The sequence below is a fragment of the Paenibacillus sp. EKM211P genome (genome assembly GCF_011066175.1).
Classification (GTDB): domain Bacteria; phylum Bacillota; class Bacilli; order Paenibacillales; family Paenibacillaceae; genus Paenibacillus; species Paenibacillus polymyxa.
Genome location: NZ_JAAMNS010000010.1, coordinates 1 through 24,203 on the forward strand (window position 1 = coordinate 1; position 24,203 = coordinate 24,203).

11 protein-coding genes and 1 pseudogene are annotated in these 24,203 nt (G+C 40.1%); 5 read left to right on the top strand and 7 right to left on the bottom strand.

Translation table 11 applies throughout. The annotated features are described in order from the left end of the window. From G9G57_RS15140 to G9G57_RS15150, 3 genes and pseudogenes are all read right to left on the bottom strand, one after another. On the bottom strand, positions 1-5,807 hold a 5,807-nt coding region (locus tag G9G57_RS15140; protein ID WP_164965156.1), incomplete at its 3' end, for a non-ribosomal peptide synthetase. A 42-nt stretch (positions 5,808-5,849) separates the two neighbouring features. Further along, the gene (locus tag G9G57_RS15145) at positions 5,850-14,489 is read right to left on the bottom strand and encodes a non-ribosomal peptide synthetase/type I polyketide synthase (protein ID WP_117289788.1); all 8,640 of its coding nucleotides are present in this window, start codon (positions 14,487-14,489) and stop codon (positions 5,850-5,852) included. Between the two features lie 765 nt (positions 14,490-15,254). Continuing rightward, positions 15,255-15,560 (bottom strand): annotated as a pseudogene (locus G9G57_RS15150) (tyrosine-type recombinase/integrase); the annotation flags it as partial. Between G9G57_RS15150 and G9G57_RS15155 the strand changes: the two are divergent. Next, on the top strand, positions 15,532-16,254 hold the full coding sequence (locus G9G57_RS15155; protein ID WP_238799297.1) for an SDR family NAD(P)-dependent oxidoreductase: 723 nt from the start codon (positions 15,532-15,534) through the stop codon (positions 16,252-16,254). The pseudogene G9G57_RS15150 and the gene G9G57_RS15155 overlap by 29 nt on opposite strands. A gap of 148 nt (positions 16,255-16,402) precedes the next feature. Here the strand turns inward: G9G57_RS15155 and G9G57_RS15160 are convergent, their stop codons facing one another. The 3 genes from G9G57_RS15160 to G9G57_RS15170 all read right to left on the bottom strand — a co-directional run bounded on the left by G9G57_RS15160 (position 16,403) and on the right by G9G57_RS15170 (position 19,949). Next, positions 16,403-17,911 (bottom strand): alpha/beta hydrolase family protein, encoded by a 1,509-nt coding sequence (locus G9G57_RS15160; protein WP_164965157.1) that lies wholly within the window; start codon positions 17,909-17,911, stop codon positions 16,403-16,405. Between the two features lie 260 nt (positions 17,912-18,171). Next, entirely contained in the window at positions 18,172-19,137 is a 966-nt protein-coding gene (locus G9G57_RS15165) for a poly(ethylene terephthalate) hydrolase family protein (protein ID WP_026065422.1), read from the bottom strand. Between the two features lie 452 nt (positions 19,138-19,589). Continuing rightward, positions 19,590-19,949, bottom strand: coding sequence for a glycoside hydrolase family 3 N-terminal domain-containing protein (locus tag G9G57_RS15170; protein ID WP_107733594.1), 360 nt, complete (start codon positions 19,947-19,949; stop codon positions 19,590-19,592). Between the two features lie 268 nt (positions 19,950-20,217). Here G9G57_RS15170 and G9G57_RS15175 point away from each other — a divergent pair, with 268 nt between their 5' ends. Together G9G57_RS15175 and G9G57_RS15180 are read left to right on the top strand one after the other, a co-directional pair. Next, positions 20,218-20,895 (top strand): response regulator transcription factor, encoded by a 678-nt coding sequence (locus tag G9G57_RS15175; RefSeq protein ID WP_016820900.1) that lies wholly within the window; start codon positions 20,218-20,220, stop codon positions 20,893-20,895. Between the two features lie 187 nt (positions 20,896-21,082). Further along, positions 21,083-21,970, top strand: coding sequence for a HAMP domain-containing sensor histidine kinase (locus tag G9G57_RS15180; protein WP_238799298.1), 888 nt, complete (start codon positions 21,083-21,085; stop codon positions 21,968-21,970). A gap of 87 nt (positions 21,971-22,057) precedes the next feature. Here the strand turns inward: G9G57_RS15180 and G9G57_RS15185 are convergent, their stop codons facing one another. Continuing rightward, positions 22,058-22,573: a TetR/AcrR family transcriptional regulator gene (locus G9G57_RS15185; RefSeq protein WP_016820902.1), complete on the bottom strand. Its 516-nt coding sequence runs from the start codon at positions 22,571-22,573 to the stop codon at positions 22,058-22,060. A 339-nt stretch (positions 22,574-22,912) separates the two neighbouring features. Between G9G57_RS15185 and G9G57_RS15190 the strand changes: the two genes are divergently transcribed. Both G9G57_RS15190 and G9G57_RS15195 read left to right on the top strand, forming a co-directional pair. Further along, positions 22,913-23,053 (top strand): hypothetical protein, encoded by a 141-nt coding sequence (locus G9G57_RS15190; RefSeq protein WP_017426947.1) that lies wholly within the window; start codon positions 22,913-22,915, stop codon positions 23,051-23,053. Continuing rightward, positions 23,043-24,014 carry an alpha/beta hydrolase gene (locus tag G9G57_RS15195; RefSeq protein WP_038978014.1) on the top strand — a complete coding sequence of 324 codons (972 nt, stop codon included), beginning with the start codon at positions 23,043-23,045 and terminating at the stop codon, positions 24,012-24,014. The genes G9G57_RS15190 and G9G57_RS15195 overlap by 11 nt, the downstream gene beginning before the upstream one ends. Positions 24,015-24,203: the final 189 nt, after the last annotated feature.

Genomic DNA, 24,203 nt, shown 5'->3' on the forward strand with positions numbered 1-24,203 from the left:
TATTCTAGGTTGCCGTCAGGCAGCCACCTTGCCAGGTCACCTGTCCTGTACATCCTTTCACCCGGTGCGAATGGGTTTGCTGCGAATTTTTCTTCTGTAAGTTCCGGTCTGTTCAAGTACCCTCTTGCCAGTCCATCCCCTGCTATACATAGTTCTCCCGCTACTCCTATCGGCTGCAGGCCCTTTTCCTTACTGACAACATACAACTTAATGTTATCTATGGGCTTTCCTATTGGTACAAGCTCCAATTCTTCTTCCGTAGAGCAGCCAAAGTAGGATACATCTACTGTTGCTTCTGTTGGTCCGTACAGGTTATGCAGGCTTGTTCCTTTTTCTTTGTACAGCAGCTTGTTGAACTTTTCTACTTGCTTCAGGTTCAGTGCTTCTCCACTGGCAAATACCTGCTTTAAGCTTGCTATTTCCTCTATTATCCCCTTTTCCTCTACATACTCTAAAAATACACTCAACATGGATGGTACAAAGTGCATTGTGGTAACTTTATTTTTTTCGATTGCCTTCACGATTTCTTCCGGATTTTTTTCTCCTCCCGGTATCAGCAGGCAGACTTTGGCCCCAGTAAAGCTCCACCACAATAATTCCCATACCGATACGTCAAAGGTATAGGGAGTTTTCTGCAGGATCACATCACCTTCAGCTATCGGGTATTGCTTCTGCATCCAGTTGATCCGGTTGATTACGGAGTAGTTCTCTATCATTACCCCTTTGGGTTTGCCGGTAGAACCGGATGTATATATTACATAAGCCAAGTTTTCAGGTTTACTAATTAACTTTGGATTTGATACATCCCCAGTAAATAGTTCCTGATTTTCTATGCTAATAAATTCAGCATTTCTGTAACTACCTTTAGCATTTATAAATTTATCCTGTATCAGAATAATTTGGCTGCCACTGTCATCAAGCATAAACTGGATCCTGTCTTCAGGGTATTCAGGAGCTATGGGTAAATAAGCCCCCCCAGCTTTTAGGACAGCCATGATCCCTATGATCATTTCCGAGGAACGTTCTACCATAATTCCCACTACACTATCAGGTTTTATTCCCTTTTCTCTTAATTTTCTGGCCAGTTGGTTTGCCTTTTCGTTTAGCTCCCTATAAGTCAGCTGTTTATCTTCAAACACTACAGCAATATTATTGGGTGTCTTTTCTACCTGCTCTTCAAACAGTTGATGTATAGTCTTATCCTTAGGATACCGGACCTTTGTATCGTTAAAGTCATATAGTATTTTCTGCTTTTCTTCCTGTGAAAGCATATCAATTTCTGACAACCTTTTTCCAGGATAAACCGTTATCTCTTCCAGAACATTAAGGTAATGGGCTGCAAACCTTTCTACAGTCTCTTTCTTGAACAGCCTTGTGGCATATTCCAAATCAAATGCAATACCTTCCTGGGTTTCCCGAGCATTTAATGTCAAGTCAAATTTGGATATTCTAAATTCATTTGTATAGGGTATAAACTTAAGCCTATCTATCTTCAATTCTGATGAGCCGGTATTTTGCAATACAAACATAGTATCAAAAAGAGGATTCCTGCTCATATCCCTCTTTACATTAAGCTTTTCCACCAGTTCTTCAAACTGGTAGTCCTGATTTTCATAAGCCCTTATAGAGTTTTCCCTTACTTCCTTTAGAAACTCAGCAAAGGTCTTTTCTCCCTGGGGATAGTTCCTCATGGCTAAAGTATTTACAAACATACCTATTATGTCTTGTAAATCTGTATGAGGTCTTCCAGCTATAGGGCTTCCCACTATAATATCTTCCTGCCCCGTATACTTAGACAGCAGTATGTTGTATGAAGCAAGCAATGTCATGTAAAGAGTAGCCCCATTATCCCTTGCAAGCTTAATAAGTTTTCCCGTAAGCTCACTGCCTGCTTCAAAACGGATAAAACCTCCGTCAAAGCTTTGAACCGCAGGCCTTTGGTAATCTACTGGCATATTCAGCACAGGAATTTCTCCATTAAATTCCTGGAGCCAGTATTCCTCCTGCTTCCTTATTTTGTCCCCAGCAAATAGTTCCTTCTGCCAAACAGAATAGTCCTTGTACTGTATACGGAGGGAAGAAGGGTTATTTCCTCCATACATATCCATGAACTCATGTACCAGTATATCCATGGACGTACCGTCAGATATGATATGGTGCATGTCAAACATCATGACATGCTTGTCTTTTCCCGTTTTCACAAGGCCTACTCTTAGCAGCGGAGCAATTCCAAGATCAAACGGCTTTATAAATTCTTTTACGATTTCCCTCACTTTTTCTTCGTCAGATTCTAGATACACTACACTAAAACCCACAGGATCATTGATCTTCTGGACGGGTTCACCCTCTATGAAATGGAAAGATGTTCGAAGGGTCTCATGCCTATTTATAAGCTGTTGGAAGGTCTTCTGAAAAAGCTCCAGATCAATACTGCCTTCAACCAGCAAGCTGCCTGGCATATTGTATGCTGTCCCTGCTCCTTCAAACTGATTTAATATATACAGCCTTCTTTGGGCTGATGACATAGGGTAGTATTCCATCTCTTTAGCAGTTTGGATGGATTGATATATACTCTCCTTTGCTTCCTTCATATACCTTGCTATTTCCGCTATAATTGGAGCCTTAAATATTTCCTTAAGAGGCATGTCTATATTGAACTCTTTGTGAATTCTCGCTACAAGGCTTGTAGCCTTTAAAGAGTGTCCACCTAACATAAAGAAGTTGTCATTTCTTCCTATCTTCTTAATTCCAAGGATGTCTTGCCAAATCAGTGCAAGCTTCTCTTCAAATTCGCCTATAGGCGCTTCATACTCTATTCCCGTATTTATATTACCTTCGGGTTCAGGCAATGCCTTCCTGTCTATCTTGCCATTAGCTGTCAATGGCATTTTTTCAAGCTGCACAAAGTATGATGGTACCATGTATTCGGGCAGTTCTTTTAAGAGATGCTCCCTTAGTTCTGATATTGTCAGCTCATTTTCTCCCGCTATATATGCACACAGGTATTTACTGCCCTGATGGTCTTCCTTTGCAATCACCAAAGATTCCTCAATTGAAGGATGCTTTAGCAGTTGTGCTTCTATTTCACCAAGCTCTATCCTAAAGCCTCTTATCTTTACCTGGTGGTCTATTCTACCCAGGTATTCCATTTCTCCATCAGATAATAACCGGACCAGGTCTCCAGATCTATATAACCTCTCTTCCGGCTTGTACGGATTTTGAACGAACTTTTCCTTTGTAAGCTCCGGTCTTCCAAGATATCCTCTGCAAACTCCGTCTCCTCCTACACAAAGCTCTCCGGCTACTCCAATGGGAACAACTTTCATGTTCTTATCCATTACATATGTTGTAAGGGTTGGTATAGGCCTTCCTATGCTGCTCACATTAGATCTAATTTCTTCCTCTTCTATCTCTTTATATGTGACATGCACTGTTGTCTCGGTTATTCCATACATATTGATGAGTCTAGTCTGCGGGTACTTCTTTCTCCATTCCTTCAACAATGCAGGCTTTAATGCTTCCCCTCCGAATATGACATATCTTATCTTAAGTTCTTTTTCTTCATATGATACTTCTTCATTGGCTATATTATAGAAGGCTGAAGGTGTCTGATTTAATACGGTCACCTTCTCATTCCTTAGAAGTCTCAGATACTCTACATTGCTGCGTGCTGTCATTTTAGGAACTACCACCAATCTGCCCCCATATAACAAGGCCCCGTACATCTCCCATACGGAAAAATCGAAACTCATAGAATGAAACATAGTCCATACATCATTTTCGTTAAAATCAAACTGCATTTTACTGTTAAATAACAGCCTTACTATGTTTCTATGCTCTATCATTGCCCCTTTGGGTTTACCTGTAGAGCCTGAGGTATATATTAAGTAAGCTAGATCGGAAGGTTTATTTACCTCCGATAAGTTATATTGTTCATCTGAATATTCCTGCTCATCTTCTAAATTTATTACTGTACCTATTGATGTATATTTGTCTATAAAATGTGATTGGGTCAACAGGATCACTGCCCGGCTGTCTTCCAGCATATGACTTATTCTTTCCTCAGGATAATCTGGATCTATGGGAAGATATGCCCCTCCTGCTTTTAATACCCCTAGGATTGCTACTATCATCTCAAGTGAGCGTTCTGCCAGAATACCTACGATACTGTCCGGTTTGACTCCTTTAGCCCTTAATACATGGGCCAACCCATTTGATTTTTTATTGAGTTCACTAAATGTAAGCTTTTTACCCTCAAATACCACAGCTACATGATCAGGGTTCTTCTCTGCCTGCTCTTCAAAAAGCTGATGGATAGTCTTGTTTTTAGGATACTGTGCCTCTGTAGCGTTAAAGGTATATAGGATTTGCTGTTTTTCTTCCTGTAACAGTACATCAATTTCCCACAACCTTTTTTCAGGGCATGCAGTTATCTCTTCAAGAACGGTAATGTAATGGGTTCCAAACCTTTTTATTGTCTCCTTCTTAAACAGCCTGGTACAATATTCAAGGTTAAATGTTATACCTTCTTGACCCTCTACCACTTCAAGCATAAGGTCAAATTTTGCCTTTCTGCCTTCCAGCCAGTTGTTGTATTGTTTGAAGTTTATACCCGATGCTGCAAATTCTGTCTTGTTTGAAGTGCGCAGTGCAAACATAGTGTCAAAAAGAGGATTCCTGCTCATGTCCCTCATGAGATTAAGTTTTTCTACAAGTTCTTCAAACTGGTAGTTCTGATTTTCAAAAGCCAAAAACGCATTTTCCCTTACTTCCTGCAAGAATTGGACGAAGGTCTTTTCTCCCTCAGGATAGTTCCTTATGGCCAAGGTATTTATAAACATACCAATGATACCCTGCAGGTCAGCATGGGGCCTTCCGGCTACAGGACTTCCAACTATGATGTCTTCCTGTCCAGTGTATCTGGACAGGAGTACGTTATATGCAGCCATCAGTACCATGTATAAGGTAGCTCCATTATCTGTTGCAAGCTTATTTAGTTTGACTGAAAGTTCAGGGTTTATTTCAAAGCTTACAGCATCTCCTTCAAAACTTTGTACCGCCGGTCTTGGATAGTCAGTAGGCATATCCAGTACCGGTATATCACCCTTAAATGTCTGGAGCCAGTATTCTTCCTGCTTCTTTATTGAGTCTCCGGCAAACATCTCCTTCTGCCATACAGAAAAATCCTTGTACTGTATCCGTAGTGGCAAAAGGGTCTTCCCTTGGTACAAATCCAAAAACTCACTCATAAGTATATTGACTGATATACCATCTGATACTATGTGGTGCATGTCAAACATCATAACACGCCTGTCTTCGTTCGTTTTTACAAGTCCTACTCTCAGTAATGGAACTTGGCTAAGATCAAAGGGCGTTATGAATTCTTTGACTATTTCTGCTGCTTTTTCTTCATCCAGTTCCAGGTACGTAATACTGAAATCCACGTAATCATGAACCTTTTGTACTGGTTCACCCTCAACCATATGAAATGATGTGCGCAGAGCCTCATGTCTTTTTACTAGCTCCTTGAATGCCTGTTCGAAGCGTACTGCATCAATGTTTCCTTCCAGCAGTACGACGCCTGGCATGTTATATGCAGTACCTGCTCCTTCAAGCTCGTTTAGTATATACAGCCTTTTCTGGGCAGATGACATAGGGTAAAATTCCTGCTCTCTGGCAGAAGGTATTCCAGAAAAGGCATTTGGCGTATATTTTGAAACATCTTTTCCTTTTTCTTTTAGCATCGTCTCAAATAGCTTTCTTTTTTCTGGAGAAAGAGATTCTATTCTTTTCATCAAATTATCCATAACTTCGTCCCTCTTCTCTATTTCATCTCTTTTAATTCCTATTTATAGATTTTCAATCATGCTTAAAATTTCTTCGATTTCCACTGTATCGTTAAGTCTATTTTTAATACTTTTTGCTATTGCCGAAATTGTAGGACCCATAAACACTTCTTTTAATGCAAATTCTATGTCAAATTCTTTATGAACCCTTGATACAAGATTGGTTGCCTTTAATGAGTCTCCTCCTAATTCAAAGAAGTTATCATTTACTCCAATCTTCTGGACTCCAAGGATTTGGCTCCATATCAGTACAAGCTTCTCCTCAATTTCACCGAATGGTGCAGCATAGTCTACCCCTGTATTAATATTTCCATCAGGGGCAGGCAGGGCATTTCTATCTACCTTGCCATTCGCTGATAAAGGCAGTTTTTCCAACTGTACAAAATATGAAGGGATCATGTAGTCTGGCAGATCTTTGGAGAGATACTCCCTTAATTCCGGTATTGTCAATTCACTTTCTCCAACTATATATGCACAGATGTACTTGTTCCCTTGGGGGTCTTCCCTTGTTGCTGCCACAACTTCTTTTATTGAAGAATGTTTTAAAAGCTGAGCTTCTATTTCTCCAAGCTCTATTCGGTATCCGCGGATCTTAACCTGATGGTCTATTCTGCCCAGGAATTCGATATTCCCGTCAGGCAGCCATCTTCCCAGGTCTCCTGTTTTGTACAGCCTTATCCCCTTTTCTTCTCTGAAAGGATCTTCAAGGAATACATGGGCTGTTTTTTCAGGGTCATTTAAATAACCCCTTCCTACACCTGTTCCAGAGACGCAGATCTCTCCTTTTACTCCGATAGGGCACAGGTTCATGTTTTTATCTGTTATATATAGATTCATATTTTGTATAGGCTTGCCTACAGGAATGTTCTCTCCTTCATGAGCAGCTTCAATAGTATATAGAGTAATATCGTCCGCTGCCTCTGCAGGTCCGTAGGCATTAACTACTTTAGTATTTGGACATAGGTCAAACCATTTCCTTACTATGCCGGATTTTACGGTTTCTCCCGTTATCAGCAAGTAATGAAGTTTTTCCGGTTTATTCCCTGTATTTTCCACATACTCAAGCATTAAAGCAAGGTATGAAGGTACCACCTCAAGGACCGTTATGCCATCTTCTATGATCCGATTCGTAAACCTTGCAACATCCTTTACTATTTCATCTGGATAGATGATAATTTGAGCTCCTATGGTTAGGGCTGCAAAGAACTGCCATACAGATACATCAAAGTATTGAGGCGAGTTCTGGGATATTATGCTGTTGTTAGTTATACAAAGTTCCTTTATTTCCGCATGGATGTGGTTTATCATGCCAAGATGCTCTATCATAGCTCCCTTTGGTACACCAGTTGAACCAGATGTATATATAACATAGGCCAAACTATTTATGTCTATATCTAGATCTAGGTTTTCGCCACTTTCAGCCTCAATCTCTTTTTCACACTGGTCAAGGTATATAATTCGGCCTTTATAGTTCTCACTAAGCTGCTGGGTCACATAATCTGATAAGGTCAACACATAGGCAGCTTTAGATTCCTTAAATATATCAAGCACCCTTTGTGTAGGGTATTTTGGATTTACAGGTATGTAAGCCCCCCCTGCTTTCCATATACCAAGTACCGATTCTACAAATAAGGGTCCCCTCTCCAGCATGACAACTACGGCTTCTTCTCTACCAGTGCCAGCCTTTAGCATGTACCTTGCTATCCTGTTTGCCCTTTGGTTGATCTGGCCATATGTAAATCTACGGCCTTCATACGCTACTGCTATATTGTCTGGACGTACTTTCGTCTGCTGCTCAAACAGGTGGTGTACCGTCAGGTGATGTTCAAATTCAACCTTCGTATCGTTAAAGCCGTATATTATTCGCTCCTTTTCTTCTTGGGATAACATATTGATTTCTGATAGTTTTTTTTCAGGGTTTGAGGTTATCTCTTCAAGGATATTAAAGTAATGCTGAACAAGCCTTTCTACCGTCTCCTTCTTAAACAGACGTGTAGCATATTCCATCCATAATATTATATTATGACCATCTGGTATCAACTGGAATGTTAGGTCAAATTTTGATGTTTTACTTTCAACCGGATATTTGGAATACTTTAATTCACCACGATGTTCCATAATATGCTCATCAGAAGGAACAATATTAAACATAACAGTAAATAAAGGATTTCTGCTTGAATCTCTCTTTACGTTAAGTTTTGTCACAAACTGATCAAACCTGTATTCCTGATTTTCATATGCTTCTAAGGAGCTTTCTTTTACTTCTTCCAAGAACTCAGTAAAGGCCTTATTTCCCTCTGGGAAATTCCTTAATGCCAGGGTATTTATAAACATCCCCAGTATTCTTTCAGTATCAAAATGAGTTCTTGCCGCTATAGGAGTACCAATAATTATGTCTTCCTGTCCTGAGTATTTATACATTAGTGTACTTAATGCCGCAAGAAGTATCATATACACGGTGGCTCCTGTTTGGGAGGAAAGTACATTTAATTTATCCATCAAATGACTGTCTAAATCAAATAGCAACCTATTTCCTTCAAAGCTTTGAAGGAGAGGCCTAGGATAATCTGTAGGCATATCAAGGATAGGAATTTCACCCTTGAACCTATTAAGCCAGTATTCTTCCTGCTTTTTGTAAACCTCAGTGCTAAACAAGCCATTCTGCCACTGGGCAAAATCCTTATATTGCACCTCCATTGCCGGAAGGCTTTCACCACTTAATATAGAAACTATTTCATCAAAAGTCCTGATTATTGAAGTTCCATCCGAGACTATATGATGTACATCAAGCAAAAGTATTTGCCTGCTAGCATGGATTTCTATAAGACCTACTCTTATTAAGGGTGCTTTGCTTAAATCGAACGGTCTTACAAATTCATCGATTATTTTCTCTACTCCGTCTTCCTCAGACTCAAAATATTCTATAGTAAAATCAACTTCATCTTGTATCCTTTGCACAAGCTCCCCATCAATCATCTCAAAGGATGTCCTAAATGCTTCATGCCTTTGTATCAATGTTTTTAATGCTTCCCCAAGGGCAACCCTTTCAATCCCACCTTCAAATAAAATTCCCACAGGTATGTTATACCCAATGTTGTTACCCTCAAGATTATTAATGATATACATCATCTTTTGTGCAGATGAGGTTTCATAGTACTCTTTTTCAGAAACTTTAGGTATTCTTTCAAGCTCAGCCTTACCCATATTTAGGGAATCCTGTTCTGAAATCTTTCCCGATCCGTATAGCTTTGATATCATTTGCTCGGAAAGATCGTATATGCTGGAACCCTTAAGAAGTTCTACTATGGAAACAGGTGTTTTAAAGGCAACCTCCATCCTGTTTTTTATTTCGGTGGCCATTAATGAATCCATCCCAAAAACAGTTAGTGGTTGTTTGGTACTTAGATCCTCAGGATTATAACGCAAAACCTTCGCTACTATTGTTTTAATATGCATTTCAACGATATTCTGCCTGCTCTGTATTGGAGATGAAATAATATCCTCCAGGATATCAACATCCACCTTTGATTTATTTATATTCTCTTGTTGTCCTGACTCATCTTGCAAAAGAGTTTTAAGCACATGTGGAGAACTCATGGGTGAGAACCATTTTTCCCCAAACGTTTGCCACGAGAGTATAGGTAGAACCACAGACTGTGCAACAGCTTCTCCAACAAGGTGCTCCATAGCCCTAATTCCCTTTTCTACCGTTACAGATTCTATGGATTTTTGTATATAATACTCCGGATCACGTTCCATAAACCTTGCAGCCATTCCAACCTCTGACCATGGTCCCCAATTGATACTCAGTGCAGGAAGTCCTCTCGATAAACGGTAATGTGCAAGTGAGTCCAAAAAGGCATTCCCAGTTGCATATGCTCCCTGGCCTGGTGAACCAAATACAGAAGCAACTGAAGAAAATAAAATAAAGAAGTCAATAGGCCGTCCCTCTGTCATACGGTGAAGGTTCCATGCACCATTTACCTTAGGCGAAAGGACCCTATAAAAAGTCTCATCTTTACTAACCTCAAGAAATTGATCATCCGTAATACCAGCAGAATGTACAACACCTCGAATAGGAGGCCTTTCTTCCTTATCAAAATCTTTAAAAAATCCAGCAAGCTTTTCCTCATCAGTTACATCCACTGATCCAATATATACTGTTGCCCCCTGGGACTCCAGCTTACGAACAAACTCAATCCTCTCTGCAAGGCTGCTGCCTGGCTCTACATTGTTCCATTCAGAACGTTTTGGAAATTCTCCGCGTCCAAGCAGTACCAGATGTCTTGCTCCCTTGGCAACCATCCACTGGGCTGTAATCATACCTATGCCACCAAAAGCACCTGTAATAACATAACTTCCATCGGGGCGAAGATGTACGGGTACTTGATGCTGCATATCAATCCGCAGTTTATCGATTCTTGCTGCAAGTCTATTCCCATTACGGAAAGCAATTTGGTTCTCTCCATTACCTAAGACTTCTTTTAACAGCATTTCCATTTCACCCGCATTGGCCTCTATGTCAAGGTCTACAAGGCCTCCCCAATTTGAAGGCAACTCATGGTAACCTATGACGGTGCCAAGGCCCCATACCAACGACTGTAAGAATGCAGAATTTGGAGTAGCCCTGTTGATCATTTGGGCTCCTCTTGTAATAACCCACAGCTTAAAATTTAATCCCAGATTTGTGGTTGCTTGTACCAGGTGTTTTAATACAAACAGGTTTTCAAAACAAGCTTTTTCTATAGCTGTATTGCTAACTTCCTGGATCTCAAGGATATTGAGGCTCCACATATATACAATACCTGTTAGCTTCGTTTTAATTTTTGAGAATTCATCAAACAACGCTCTAAGATCCTCAATGCTTCGAGGGTTTATATATATCTCACGCTCTTCATACTGCCAACCAAAATTCTCACCAGGATATACCATAAAGCATTCTTCTCCCCTTTTTTCAAGGAGATTTGCCAGTTCTTTTCCTGCTGCTTTATGATCCACAAAAATAAGCCATGCTCCAGAGTTAGCAGCAGCTGTGCGGGTATCAACTTCTTCACTTTTTAGAAGCTCCCAGTTTATCTCATAAAGATAATCCTTAACTCTTCCAGCATCAGACCCTCCACTATTTCCAAGTTCCTTAGTTCTTATGCCCAGTATTTCGGCGATTAGATTTCCGTCCTCACTATATAGACGGATGTTGGCGTTCAAATTATTATCTTTCCTATCTACCATCTGCGTATGACAAAGCATGACAGGCTCCGGCCTTCCATAAAGCTGCACCCTGTCTATTCCTACAGGTAGGAATGATTGGCCTTCGTTATTTTCATCTTCATTAAGTGGTGCAACTGCCGCAATGGTAACCTGGAAACAGGCGTCCAATACCGCCGGGTGAAGACCGTAGATAGAGCTATCAATCTCCAGTATTTTAGGGATCTCGATCCTGCCAAGAGCTTCGTTATCACCTTTCCATATCTTGTCTATACCTTGGAAATAAGGACCATAATGGAAACCCATTTGATAGAAGGTTTTATAACATACTTCTTTTCCGTATTCTTTGGTACAATTGCCAAGTATTTGAATCAACTCATCTTTAGCAGTGATCTTTATGTTTTGCCGTTTTCTTATTGTGCCGGATGCATTGCATGTCCAAGTCTTATCTTGTCCCGGTATCCTGCTTGAAATCTCGAATTTTGCGGTTTTTGGATCCAAAACCACCTGCACCACAGGTGATACTCCTTGATTTAAAAATAAAGCATTTTCAAACTTTATATCTTCAACTGTATAAAAACCCTCTCCAAAATAGCTTCTGGCACAAGCCATTCCCAGCTCTACATACCCTGCTCCGGGGAAAACTTCTATACCTTGTATTTTATGATCAGAAAGATACGTCATATAGGTAGTATTAAGTTCAATCTCCCATATAGGGCTGGAAGTTTTCAAACGGCGTCCTAAAAACTTGTGCTTATTTTTTCCCTGCCTAAATTCACTTGATTCCTGCGTTTCCATCCAGTATTTATCCCATTGCCATGGATAAAGAGGGAGACTTACAAACTCACCTTGGTACCGGTAAATCTTGTTCCAATCTATAGGGTATCCCAGTGCATATAGATTCCCTAAGTTCTCCAGTATTGAAACCTGTTCGTTTTCATTTCTTTTTATAGAGAACAACTTCTTACCTTCAACGTTTTTAGCTGACAGACAATCAGAAATAGAAGCTGCTAAAACAGGGTGAGGGCCCACCTCAATAAATAAGTTATAATTCAACGAAATCATTTCATACATTGCTGCTTCAAAACGTACCGGCTCTCTTACATTTTTATACCAGTAATGTCCATCACACTCTGTACCCGTCAGCATTTTCCCTGTAACCGTGGAATATATCGGTATCCCGGCAGGCTGGGACTTTATTCCTTTTAATGCCTCCAATAGCTCCTGCTCATATGGTTCCATTTGGTAACTGTGATACGCTACATTGACCTTTAAAAGCCGCGCAAAAACCCCCTTATCCTGCAACTGTTTTTGGATCTGCTCAAGGGCATCAGGATCACCTGACAAAGTTACCGAATTTGGGCTATTGATTGCTGCCATTGAAACACCTTTTATGTTCTCATCCAGCAGGGCCACAACTTCTTTTTCTGGTAAACCTACCGCCAGCATTGTGCCCTTGTTTACTGCTTTTTGCTGTGCACGGCTTCTGTGAATACTTACCAACATGGCATCTTCAAGGCTGTAAATTCCTGCAACATATGTAGAAGCCACTTCTCCAACACTGTGTCCTACCACCGCATGGGGTATAATACCCAAGGATTTCCATACTTCAGTCAAACCCACCTGAACAGCAAAATTGGCAGGTTGAGCAAACTGGGGCTGGTCCAGACGTGAATTCTCCTCATCGGCGAGAAGTTCCTCCAGTAGAGACCATCCAGCATACTGACGTGTAAGTTTATCGCATTTTTCTATCATATTTCTAAACACAGGGTCTTTTTCAAGGAGCTGTCTGCCCATAGCCCACCATATGGGCCCCATACCTGTATATACAAAAACAGCTTTATTGTACTTTCCTGCCTCAACATTTCCCGCAGACATCCCCTGGCGTGCTTGTCCTTTAATATACGCTTCCAGGTTTCCTGCAAGTTCTTCCTTTGAAGATGCCGAAACCGCTAGTCTATAGTCATGATGGGTGCGCTTTTTGCTCATCATGCTTCCAATATCATATAAAGAAATACTTTCTCCACTTCCATTAATAAAATCAACATACTTTTGCGCATAGTTTTTTAGCGCCTTTTCTGAGCGCGCAGATATGGGAATCATATATGGCCATCCGGTATTTACATTAACTTCAGGAGTACCCTCTTTTTGGAGATCTGTAGCTTCCTCCAAGAGGATATGGGCATTTGTTCCTCCAAAACCGAATGAATTTATGCCAACCAATGCGGGTTGCGGCAAAGGCTCCAGGGTCTGAGGAATTCGTATACATAAATCGTCAAAGGGAATTTTAGGGTTTGGATTCTTAAAGTGCAGATGTGGAGGTATTTGCTTATGCTTTATGATTAGTGAAGCTTTTATCAGTGCGGCAACTCCTGCAGCGGCCTCAAGGTGGGCAATGTTTGTCTTAACAGATCCGACAATACACTTTTTATCTTTTGGCCTGTCTGTTGAAACCACTCGTGCTATTGCATTAGCCTCAATAGGGTCTCCAACCGGAGTGCCGGTGCCGTGAGCTTCAATATATGTTATATCTGAAGGTGATATTCCTGCCTTTTTGTATACCTCCTTCATTATGTTTTCCTGAGCCTGCCCGTTTGGAACAGTAATCCCGTCTGTGTGGCCGTCCTGGTTTACACCCGATCCACTTATTACGGCATAAATCCTATCTCCGTCTTCGATAGCATCTGACAGGCGTTTTAAAACCACAACGCCGGCTCCTTCCCCTCTTGCATAACCGTTTGCACTGGAATCGAAAGTTTTGCACCGTCCATCGGGAGATAAAAAACCACCCTTACTTTCCGCTATGGTATACTCAGGTGTAGCTATAACACTTACTCCGCCTGCTATTGCGAGATTACATTCATTATTCAATAAACTCCCGCATGCAAGGTGTGTTGCAACCAAAGAGCCCGAACACGCTGTATCTACAGACAAACTTGGACCTCTGAAATCATATATATATGAAATCCTGTTGGACAACATTGTCATCATCATACCCGTTGCCGAATGTGTATCTAAACTTTCAACCGATTCGTTTTTAAATTGTATTGCTTGATAGTCAAGGGTGAAGCCCGCTACAAAGACACCGGTATTGGTTCCTGCTAGCTTGGCCGGATCCAAGCCTCCATCTTCCATTGCTTCCCATGATGTCTCCAGCATCAGTCTTTGCTGTGGATCAAGAAAGGCCGCTTCCCTTGGAGAAATACCAAAAAACAAAGGGTCAAACTCATCTATTTTATCTAAAAATCCACCATGACAGGTGTAATGCTTGCCTGGCTTTGATTTGTCAGGATCATAAAACTTTTCTAAATCCCAGCGGCCTTCGGGTAAATCGGAAGTCATATCTTTTCCCGCAGTCAATGCTTCCCAGAACTCCTCAGGCCCCCTTATTCCTCCTGGCAAACGGCATCCTATTCCTATAATGGCGATTTTATCCATAACTTTCGACCTCCAATACTTTATTTATATTCTCTTGAATAGCTTGTCTGATAATCAACTTTACCAGCCACAGAAACTGTGATTTTATGTGGCCTCTCACAGTAATCCAAGACAGAAAGGTCAGTTTCAGTTAATACCCAATGATCATATTGAAGGGAATTATAAAGTCTGACCTCCCTACCAAGCCTCTTACTAAAAACATAAAATCTATTTCTCCCCATCTTATTCTCTATCTTTCGGACTGGTGAGTACATAATATGCATTTCCTCCAATATTTTGTAGAAGTTTGACATAGTTCTATATATTCGATCTTTGATTAAACACTCCTTTGTTGAAAAAACACCTTTTCTGTCGAATTCTAAAAAAGTATCGAACGGATTTTTTCATGTAAACGTTTGTTGGAAAAGCGTTATTCATCTTCTAAAGTTTGTTTCTGAACAGATAAGCATAGCTGTATCAGTAATGCTATTGCATAAAACTTTTACTTCTCCAGTCAAGTAGGTAACTTAGTGTCATTTCCCAGTCAAGTAGGCAACTTTGTGTCACGAAATAATGACACAAAGTTGCCTACTAAAAACAGAAAAATCCTTATAAAATAAGGGTTTCTTTGGTAGGTAACTTTGTGTCGATGTACAGTTGTCCGTTGAAGTTAACTTTATTGCATTAGTGAACTTAAGATTATTGCATAAGTAAAAATGAAGATAAAGTTGTGGCATAAATCATATCATCCATCCTTTATGCAATAACTTTATCTTCAATAATCATCTACTGAATTACAATTGAACTTAGAGTTAATGCATAAAAAAATCTTAAATCCATTTTATTAACCGCTGTCTTCAGATCGTCATCTGATAAATGTGTATATATCATCGTTGTCTGTACTGATAAATGACCTAGTTGATCCTTCAGTTTTGGAACATCATTGTTAGCCTTATGATATCTAGTTGCAAGTCTCAAAGCATGCACATTTAAAGACGGTTTACCATAAAGATTAGCATATTTTTGAATTAACTTTTCTATGGATCTTTGAGTAAGTCTTCGTGTGCCTCCTTTTCTTCCAGCCGGGCATGAAGATCATGTGCTCGCTCTCCCACTCGACGTCACTAATCCGGAACAGATCCGAAATGCGGTTGACCATACGATTGAGAAGTTTAAACGTATTGATGTGCTCGTGAACAATGCAGGTATCGGATATTTTAGCTCTGTTGAGGAAAGCGTAGAAGAAGAAACGCGTAAGATGTTCGAAATTAACTTCTGGGGACTCATGCATATTACGAATACTGTACTTCCCTACATGCGCTCACAAAAAAGTGGTCACATTATAAACTTCTCGTCCATTGGCGGTCTAACTTCCTTCCCAACTCTCGGGTATTATCACGCAACAAAATACGCCGTTGAAGGTATTTCCGAAAGTCTTGCGCAAGAACTGGCTCCTTTTAATATTTATGTGACTTTAATGGAGCCAAGCAGTTTTCGTACAGAATGGGGTGGCCGTTCTTCTGCCAAGACTGAGACAAGCATACCTGAGCTTAAAGAATCTATTGTCGGCCATATGCTGCAAGGTATTCAACTTGGTGCTGGTCAAGAAGCTGGAGATCCTGTAAAGGCTGCTGAAGCGGTTATTAAAGTCGTGGAAACAACGAAACCTCCACTTCATTTGTTGCTTGTTCAACAAGCCTATGATGCATCAACCTATAAATTTAACAACATGCTTGCCAGCATAGAACAATGGAAAGAAACAACGATAAACGCAGATTACAAATAATAAAATCACATATTGGCAGGATAGCTAATGTATTGTTTCTGCTGCCCTTTTCTGTGTATCCACATCTCGTCCTTCATTCAGAGCCAGCTAAATAAATCAAGTTTGCAGCATCCTGTTAAATTTTTAACGAGATGCTGCAGTAACTAATTTACATTCGTGATAATTTTTCCTTTATCTCTTTCCATGTGGCTGTGTACTGGTTCTTTAATATGGTATCATCGATATCTGTGATTGATCCCTGAATAAAATGATTCAATTCATTCATAGAATGGTTTTCTGCCCACTGATTTAATTCCTCTACGACTTCCTGCTGATAAATGACAAGGGAGCAATAAACAGTATCATCAATTCCTTGATGAGCAGGTAATTGTATACTCTCTCCCTGATAACGATCCAAAAGCAGAAGAAGCTTTCCAGGTAGCAGCATTTCTGTTTCTGCCAAGCTACGGGAGAGCATATCTCTGAGATACGGAATATCATCGGTTACACCTGTTCCGGATGTCGCTCGGTGGCTCCCGTAAGATTCTACAGTTCCATCGTCGTAAATGTTCAGGTTGAACGGTTTCTTACTGTCATAAGGAAGTATGCTGTCTTTATCCGGGTCAGTAATAATAATGTGCACTGTTCTTGTGAGGTCTGAAGGCAGTTCTTCTTCCAAAGTATGTCCGAGAACTCCCGGATAGCTGCTATTCAGTCTTGTCGAAAACCCCTCCGGCATTGAACTTCCGTTTTCTTCATAGGTGAATCGTCTTGAAATCTGATCGACTGGAACCAAAACATCAGACGTAACATGATTGATGACCAGAGGACTACTAAAATGATTTGCCAGTGCAACCGGGGAGAATGCTTCCCATCTTGAGATGTCTTCTTTATCCGGAAAATTATCTAAGATCGGCTCAAACATGCCGGATACCATACCTAGAAACGGAATCGGTAAGTCCATCATCGTTTTCAGCATTTCTTTCGCCGTTATCTCCGCAGTGATCATTTTAAACAATCCTTTAAGCATAACCCAGCCCATCTTGTTGTTGTTCAATTGGTTTCCTTCGGGAAAATACTGATAAAAATTAAAGTACACATTAGCAATCGGTGAATTCGCGATCGAAGCATTAATCCCCATTTGCAAAGCGTTAAGCATCAGTGTCGTGTATCCACCTGCGCTGCCCCCAACGAGGGCGATTCTTTGATGATCGACTTCTTCCATATGACGAAGCGTATATAAGGCGGCATTATTGAAAACCAGATCATCATCGGTCAGCTGACCGTTGTATTTATTATCAAATTTCGTCGGTGAAGCAACCATCCACCCTTCAGCTAGATACTTGCGCAATTCCACAGCATCCTCGGTCATTTCATAGTGAGGAATATAGATGACGGGGATCGGCTGCTCCGCATCCTTCGGAATATAGAGCCTCATTTGTCGGGTGTCCACTATATTGTCCTTGTTGATGTATTTTATATCAATGGTTCTCTGCTCAATATTTTCAAGAGGATGAAGTCCTTCTTGGGATTGCGCCTGTTGTGCAAATATCTTATCAATATCTAGTTCACTGCTATCAACTTTTGGAGGGAATAACACATTTTTAATTCTCAGTCCCACGATCAAAAGAATGAATATCAATATACACATGCCTATTATTTTAATCATTTTTCTCATTGAATTCTCCTTGATATTTGTTGAGGATGTCTACTGTCTTGTGTCTTATTTTCCTTGAAGTAATATACCTGATCTGAATAAACTGAAAATAAACTGATATGATGATGCCTATAACCAAATAAAACACAAACGGATATTTTTAACTTAATATTTCTGTTCTGTAGCAATCTTACGAAGTAATTCCAACTCAACTAAAAAAGGACTGGAATCCAGTCCTTTATCAGGTATATAACATTGTTGTAATTGTATATAAAAATAATTCATTGACTTCTAATAACATCCTGCCAGTTCGCATTTTCAAGTAACTCTGCATCGTCACCAAAGAATGCGTTACCCGCTTGTACATCACCTTTCAGCCAATACATAAACCAGGCTGTCATATATCCGTCTGCATGGTTCACCATATCGCTGTGGTCAGTGTTTACGCGCCTAGCCATAACTTTGGTTACCGTATCGGGAATATTGGAATAATTCGTATTAAGTGACCAAAGCGGAGTAATTCCTTGCCCTTCTGTAGCCGTTATGTCTTCTGCAGTTCCCGCATCAAAATCTCCCGTACCAGCAACCATGAAGTAAGGGATTTTGATCTTGGATACGTCGTAACTCCAATCGGTTCCCAATTGGCTTTGCTGTCCCCAGAAGCTTGAAGTGGCGCTTGCCGTAAACATAGCTTTGTAGAAATCACCGTTCTCCTGATTGGTTACGGCATTTATTGTTCCCACGCCTCCCTGCGAATGTCCGCCGATCCCAATGTTATCAACATCAATTTTCCCATAAAAATCGCTCTCCCTATCCTCATTCAGCTTTAGCATAAAGTCAAGGCTTGCAGACGATGAAGCTCCCGTTCGAGAATTCAAGTCCTCATTGCCAACAACAATAAACCCCCATGATGCAAGATGTTTAAAAACAGATTTATATTTTGATGCCGGGGTTCCCGTCCCGTTTGCCAATACAACGAGAGGATATGCAGATGAACGATCTTTCATTTCGGACGGATACCAAATTTCATATTTTTTATAGGTATCATTTTCTGCATCGAATTCTACAGAAGAAACCTCATTTGGTCCAAGAGCTGTATATTGTGCCTCTATTGGCTTATCAGTCTTTACAAACTTATAATAATTATCAAAGCGGTATGACTGAAATGCAAACAACGCTATAACTGCCAGAATAATTACAATAACTATGATAAACACAACTAACAATATCCTTTTTAATATTTTCACTATTTCCTCCTGAGTATGATGATAGTTTTTTCGTGTAACAAATGTATCATCAGATAATAGTTGAATCAATAAACCAAGACAAAACGATACATAAAGCATTAAATGTAACATGCTGATAAAAAAAACAGCAAACACCATTAATTAATGTCTGCTGTTTTACACCTTTACTAACATTAAGCTAATATGAAATAAACTATACAACATCGGGTGCATAATTATATACCGGCAAATTATCTGGCAATCGTTTTGCCTTCAAATACGGCATTATCTTCAGTATTCATCCCCTTAATGTCTTAGAAGAAACAATATAAAATATGTCATTATAACAAACATAGAGGGTTCTGCGCCTCTCTCGAAGACACTTCTCCAGATTTGCGCGGGTCAGCGGATAGGCTGCCGTCTCATTGTTCAAAGCGTTCATCAAACCTTCATGGTTTTCCTGCCGCCAGGCATCATGATGTCATTGCCCGTTCGCTGACCACGCTATTGGAATTGAAGCGGTTGGTTTCCTGGTTGTTGCAGACAAAATGCTTGACCGTGGCACCGCAGCCCGGATGTTTCTGGGCTCCCAAGATGATACCAACCGCCAATTTGCCGCTGATAAGAGGATCCTCCGAGAAATACTCAAAGTTCCTGCCACAGAGTGGATTGCGATGGATGTTCATCGCCGGTGCCAGCCACAGGTGCACGCCTAACCGTTTCATCTCCTCCCCCACAATGTCGCCGCACTCCTGGCAAACCGCCGGGTTCCAGCTCTGGGCAAGGGCCGTGCCTACGGGAATGGCCGTACTTCTGCTCGCGGATCTCACCATTGCGATTCTGGCCTGCCGCAGCGGGGTAGATGCCCAGCAGAATATTCAGCAGCGCCTCCGGCAAACACCTAATTTTACAATCAAATGAAAATATTAGATATTCAGAACATCCGGGGGTTTGATGAATTGTACTTCGCTGGACATATATTACCATGAGTATATAAACTGAAAATAAACAAAAGCGTCGTGCTCGTTGTTCACTTCAAGCAGTACATTGTGATAGAATGCCAGTTCAGTTACTAAAGAGTAACGGAAAGGATTGAGGGGAATGTTTCAAATTCTCGTTGTAGAAGACGATAAAAATACGGCCAAATTAATGAAAACTATCATTGGGTCTGCAGGATACGAGGTGTTTTTGACGGAGAATGGCATCGTGGCATTAGAATTATTAGACAAGCAGCATATTGATTTAATTGTTCTTGATATCATGATGCCTCAAATGGATGGATTCGAGTTGACTCAAACGATCCGCGAGAGCAAAAATGATATTCCTATTCTGATGGTTAGTGCCAAACATTTACCGGCAGACAAACGTAAAGGCTTTATGGCAGGAACAGACGATTACATGGTCAAACCTGTCGACGAAGACGAAATGCTACTTCGGATTAAGGCTTTGCTTCGGCGAGCCAAGATCCAGAATGAACGGAAGCTTCAAATAGGAAAAATCACGTTGCAATACGATGAATTATCGGTGTCAAGAGAGAATGAAGTGCAGACACTGCCGCAGAAGGAATTTTATTTATTGTACAAATTGCTGTCGTACCCAGATAAAATTTTCACCCGCATTCAGCTAATGGATGAAATTTGGGGCATGGACTCTGAAACAAGTGATATCACGTTAAATGTTCACATCAACCGTTTAAGAAAGCGATTTGGCGATTATCCGGAATTTGAAATCATATCCATCCGAGGAATTGGCTATAAGGCGGTAAAACATAGTGAGTAGAAGGATAATAAACTTTATCAGAGAGAGATCTTTACGTGGGTTTGGACTAACTTTTATGTTTACGTTCATTGTGTTGTTTATTTTGCTCATATCCATTTTTCTTTCGTTGGTCATTGTCGTGTTTTTCGTGTATATCGGACTCTACAGTTCCCCTCCTGCCGAAGATCCAAATTCAGGAGGTGGCTTAGTGCTTGTTACATATTTTGGAACAGTGAGTATTCTGGTCAGTATTCTTGCATCGTTGATATTTAGCCGAATCCCGCTCTCTCCCATTCGAAAAGTCATACATGCTTCTGAAGAGCTGGCCAAAGGGAATTTTTCCGTCCGTATTCACCTTAAGGGGCCAAAAGAGTTAAGAAAGTTGAACAGAAGTTTTAATCACATGGCTGAAGAACTCGGTAGTCTTGAAATGCTGCGGTCCGATTTTATTAATAATTTTTCGCAGGAATTTAAAACACCGATCGTTTCCTTACGAGGGTACACGAAAGTTTTGAAAAGAAAAAACTTATCAGATGAGGAACGCAATGAGTATTTGGATATCATCATCAATGAATCGGAACGTTTGGCAGAACTTGCTACAAATGTGCTTCAGTTATCCAAGATCGAAAGCCAAGCCATCATCACTGAGAAAACGACTTTTAACTTAACCGAACACATCCGAACGGTTATTGTATTGTTGGAGCCGAAATGGTCGGCGAAAAATATAAGCTTTCAGTTTGATTCGTCTGAACTGATGGTTACTGCAAATGAAGATATGCTTAGTCAAGTTTGGATCAATCTTCTGGACAATGCCATTAAGTATTCGCCTTCGAATTCCGAGATCACAATCGATATGAATTCGAAGATTCAACATGTTAGTATATCTATTCACAACAACGGTCCAGGGATTGATGCCTATCAGCAAAAACACATATTTGATAAATTCTATCAAGGAGATCCTTCTCACGCCTCCCCTGGCAATGGATTGGGTTTAAGTATTGCGCAAAAGATTGTTATGCTGCATGGTGGGACGATCCGGGTTGTAAGCTCAGATGACACAGGTACAACTTTTGAAGTGATTCTTCCTTCACCCTAGAAATAATCCCATTTTCTAAGCATCTAAATTGAGAAAATGGGATTATTCACTTCTGGAAAATGTCCAAATCCCAACAACCTCAGGAGATTAATTTTTATTTAAATCACGATTTTTCAGAAGTAAAGTCATCTCTTCTGAAGTTTCCTGCATACCTCTAGCAAACCATTCTTCAATCCATCCGAACAATCCATATGAAAAATAAGCTGCTACATAAGCACCGAAGTTTGGATATTCTGGTTTTGGTCCGAATAGTTCTTTGAGTATTTCCTTCAGCAGATAGAACAATTTCCTTTGGCTAAGAAGCAGATAAAAATCTCTATTTTTACTAAAGTGTCCAAACAAACTCCCCAAAAGTTCATCTTCCGATGTACCACCACTATCTTGATATTCCTTATACCAACTGTCTATTAATTTATAAAGATATTCTTTCAGCACATCTTCTTTTTCATCATAATTCCTGTAAAACGAAACGCGACTTACTTGTGCTGTTGAGGTAAGATCACTGATTGAAATCGCCTTAAGTTCTTTCATTTTCAACAAATCAAGAAGTGATTTTGTAATTTGAAGCTTCACATGTGTGTTTTTCAATCTTTTATCTTCCACGTTACATTTTTTCCTTTCTGTATCATTTTCTATCGATTCATTGATTCTGATTTTAACCAATGATACATTTGTTACACAAAAAATGATACGTCTATTTTATGGAGTTCATACAACGGATGTATTCTAGATAAAGGAGAAAATATGATAACAAAAGACCTCTGATCACTCTTGTTAAAATTGTAGTTGAGCCAATTAAGTGACCAATCGATATCAGCTCCCTAGCGTATAGTTCGGTATGTTGTAAAAAGGCCCAAATTCCGGCACGGAAAAAAGTCTGAACATTAGGATAAAACAACTCAAGGGGTAACATCACGAAGAAATTGATAAGGAGATTAAGAGATGACACTTTCACAAAAACGCATGGTTATTCTGATTTTAGTTATCATCGTAGCTGCCGTTTTGGGCCGTCTTGCAGTGCGGGCATTTATGAGTTTTTTGCTCGCGGTACACTGTTTGGAGGTAACTTCTTATGAAAAATGAGAGAAAAGGCAGAAAAAAAATGTTGCGGGGATCTATTTATGTTGGTGTTTTTATTCTTGTGTTCGCGGCTTCAGCAATCATCAAAATGACATACAATCCACTGTCTGGAGAGATGCAAGTTCATTGGAATGACACCGTTGGGCATGCATATTCAGATATCGCCTATGACGATAAGGAGCAAAATAAATTTGATCTCTATGTTCCAGCAGATAATACAAAGAAAAGCTATGGTCTTGTCGTATATCTCCATGCAGGAGGTTTTTCAACTGGTGACAAAAGTGATGACGCCAATATGCTGAAATGGCTTACTTCAAAAGGTTATGTCGCCGCTGGTATTAATTATACGCTGCGTAATGAAAATAATCCCGAAGCCAGTGTATATACTATGTCACAGGAAATCAAAAAAAGTATTCCAGTTGTAAAAGCGGAAGCGGAAAAGTTAGGCTACAATCTCGATAGAATGGCGATATCCGGTGGCTCGGCAGGTGGAACTTTGGCGCTATTGTATGCTTACCGTGATGCGGACACCTCTCCTATTCCTGTAAAAATGGTATTTGAGATGGTAGGACCACCGAGCTTTTATCCAGAGGACTGGGCTACCTACGGTTTGGATCAGAATCCAGAGGCAGCAGCAAATTTATTCAGCGTTATGTCTGGTAACACGATTACAACAGATATGATAGGAAAAGCAAGCTATGATACAGCAGTCAAAGATATTTCACCGTTTATGTGGATTGATAAAAATTCTGTACCAACGCTAGCTGCCTATGGAAAATACGATAAGGTCGCTCCGTTCGGAACAGTAAAATATCTGATCAACGCATTGGAAGAAAACAATGTTCCCCATGATTATTTCGAGTTTCCTCATTCGGGGCACGGTCTGCAAAATGACAATAAGCTATATTTAAAATATATAGAAAAGTTGAATGAGTACCTGGAACGATATATGGGGAGTGAATAGACAGATAGCTGTTTGAGGCAACAAAATGTGACAGATTTAGAGAAGGTACTATTTTTAAAAACTACCTTCTCTACTATCCAAAGTGAAAACGAAAAACTTAAGAATAACCGTCAAAAAAGCAGGTTTATTAATTAAATTTGAAGTTTAATATTTCCTAATTCATTACGCTTAAGGTTACTATTCATATAT

Bases quoted from the DNA above. Each gene is read 5' to 3' on its own strand.
- G9G57_RS15145 (WP_117289788.1), bottom strand. From the start codon at position 14,489: ATGGATAAAATCGCCATTATAGGAATAGGATGCCGTTTGCCAGGAGGA.
- G9G57_RS15160 (WP_164965157.1), bottom strand. From the start codon at position 17,911: ATGAGAAAAATGATTAAAATAATAGGCATGTGTATATTGATATTCATT.
- G9G57_RS15170 (WP_107733594.1), bottom strand. From the start codon at position 19,949: ATGGTGAGATCCGCGAGCAGAAGTACGGCCATTCCCGTAGGCACGGCC.
- G9G57_RS15175 (WP_016820900.1), top strand. From the start codon at position 20,218: ATGTTTCAAATTCTCGTTGTAGAAGACGATAAAAATACGGCCAAATTA.
- G9G57_RS15190 (WP_017426947.1), top strand. From the start codon at position 22,913: ATGACACTTTCACAAAAACGCATGGTTATTCTGATTTTAGTTATCATC.
- G9G57_RS15195 (WP_038978014.1), top strand. From the start codon at position 23,043: ATGAAAAATGAGAGAAAAGGCAGAAAAAAAATGTTGCGGGGATCTATT.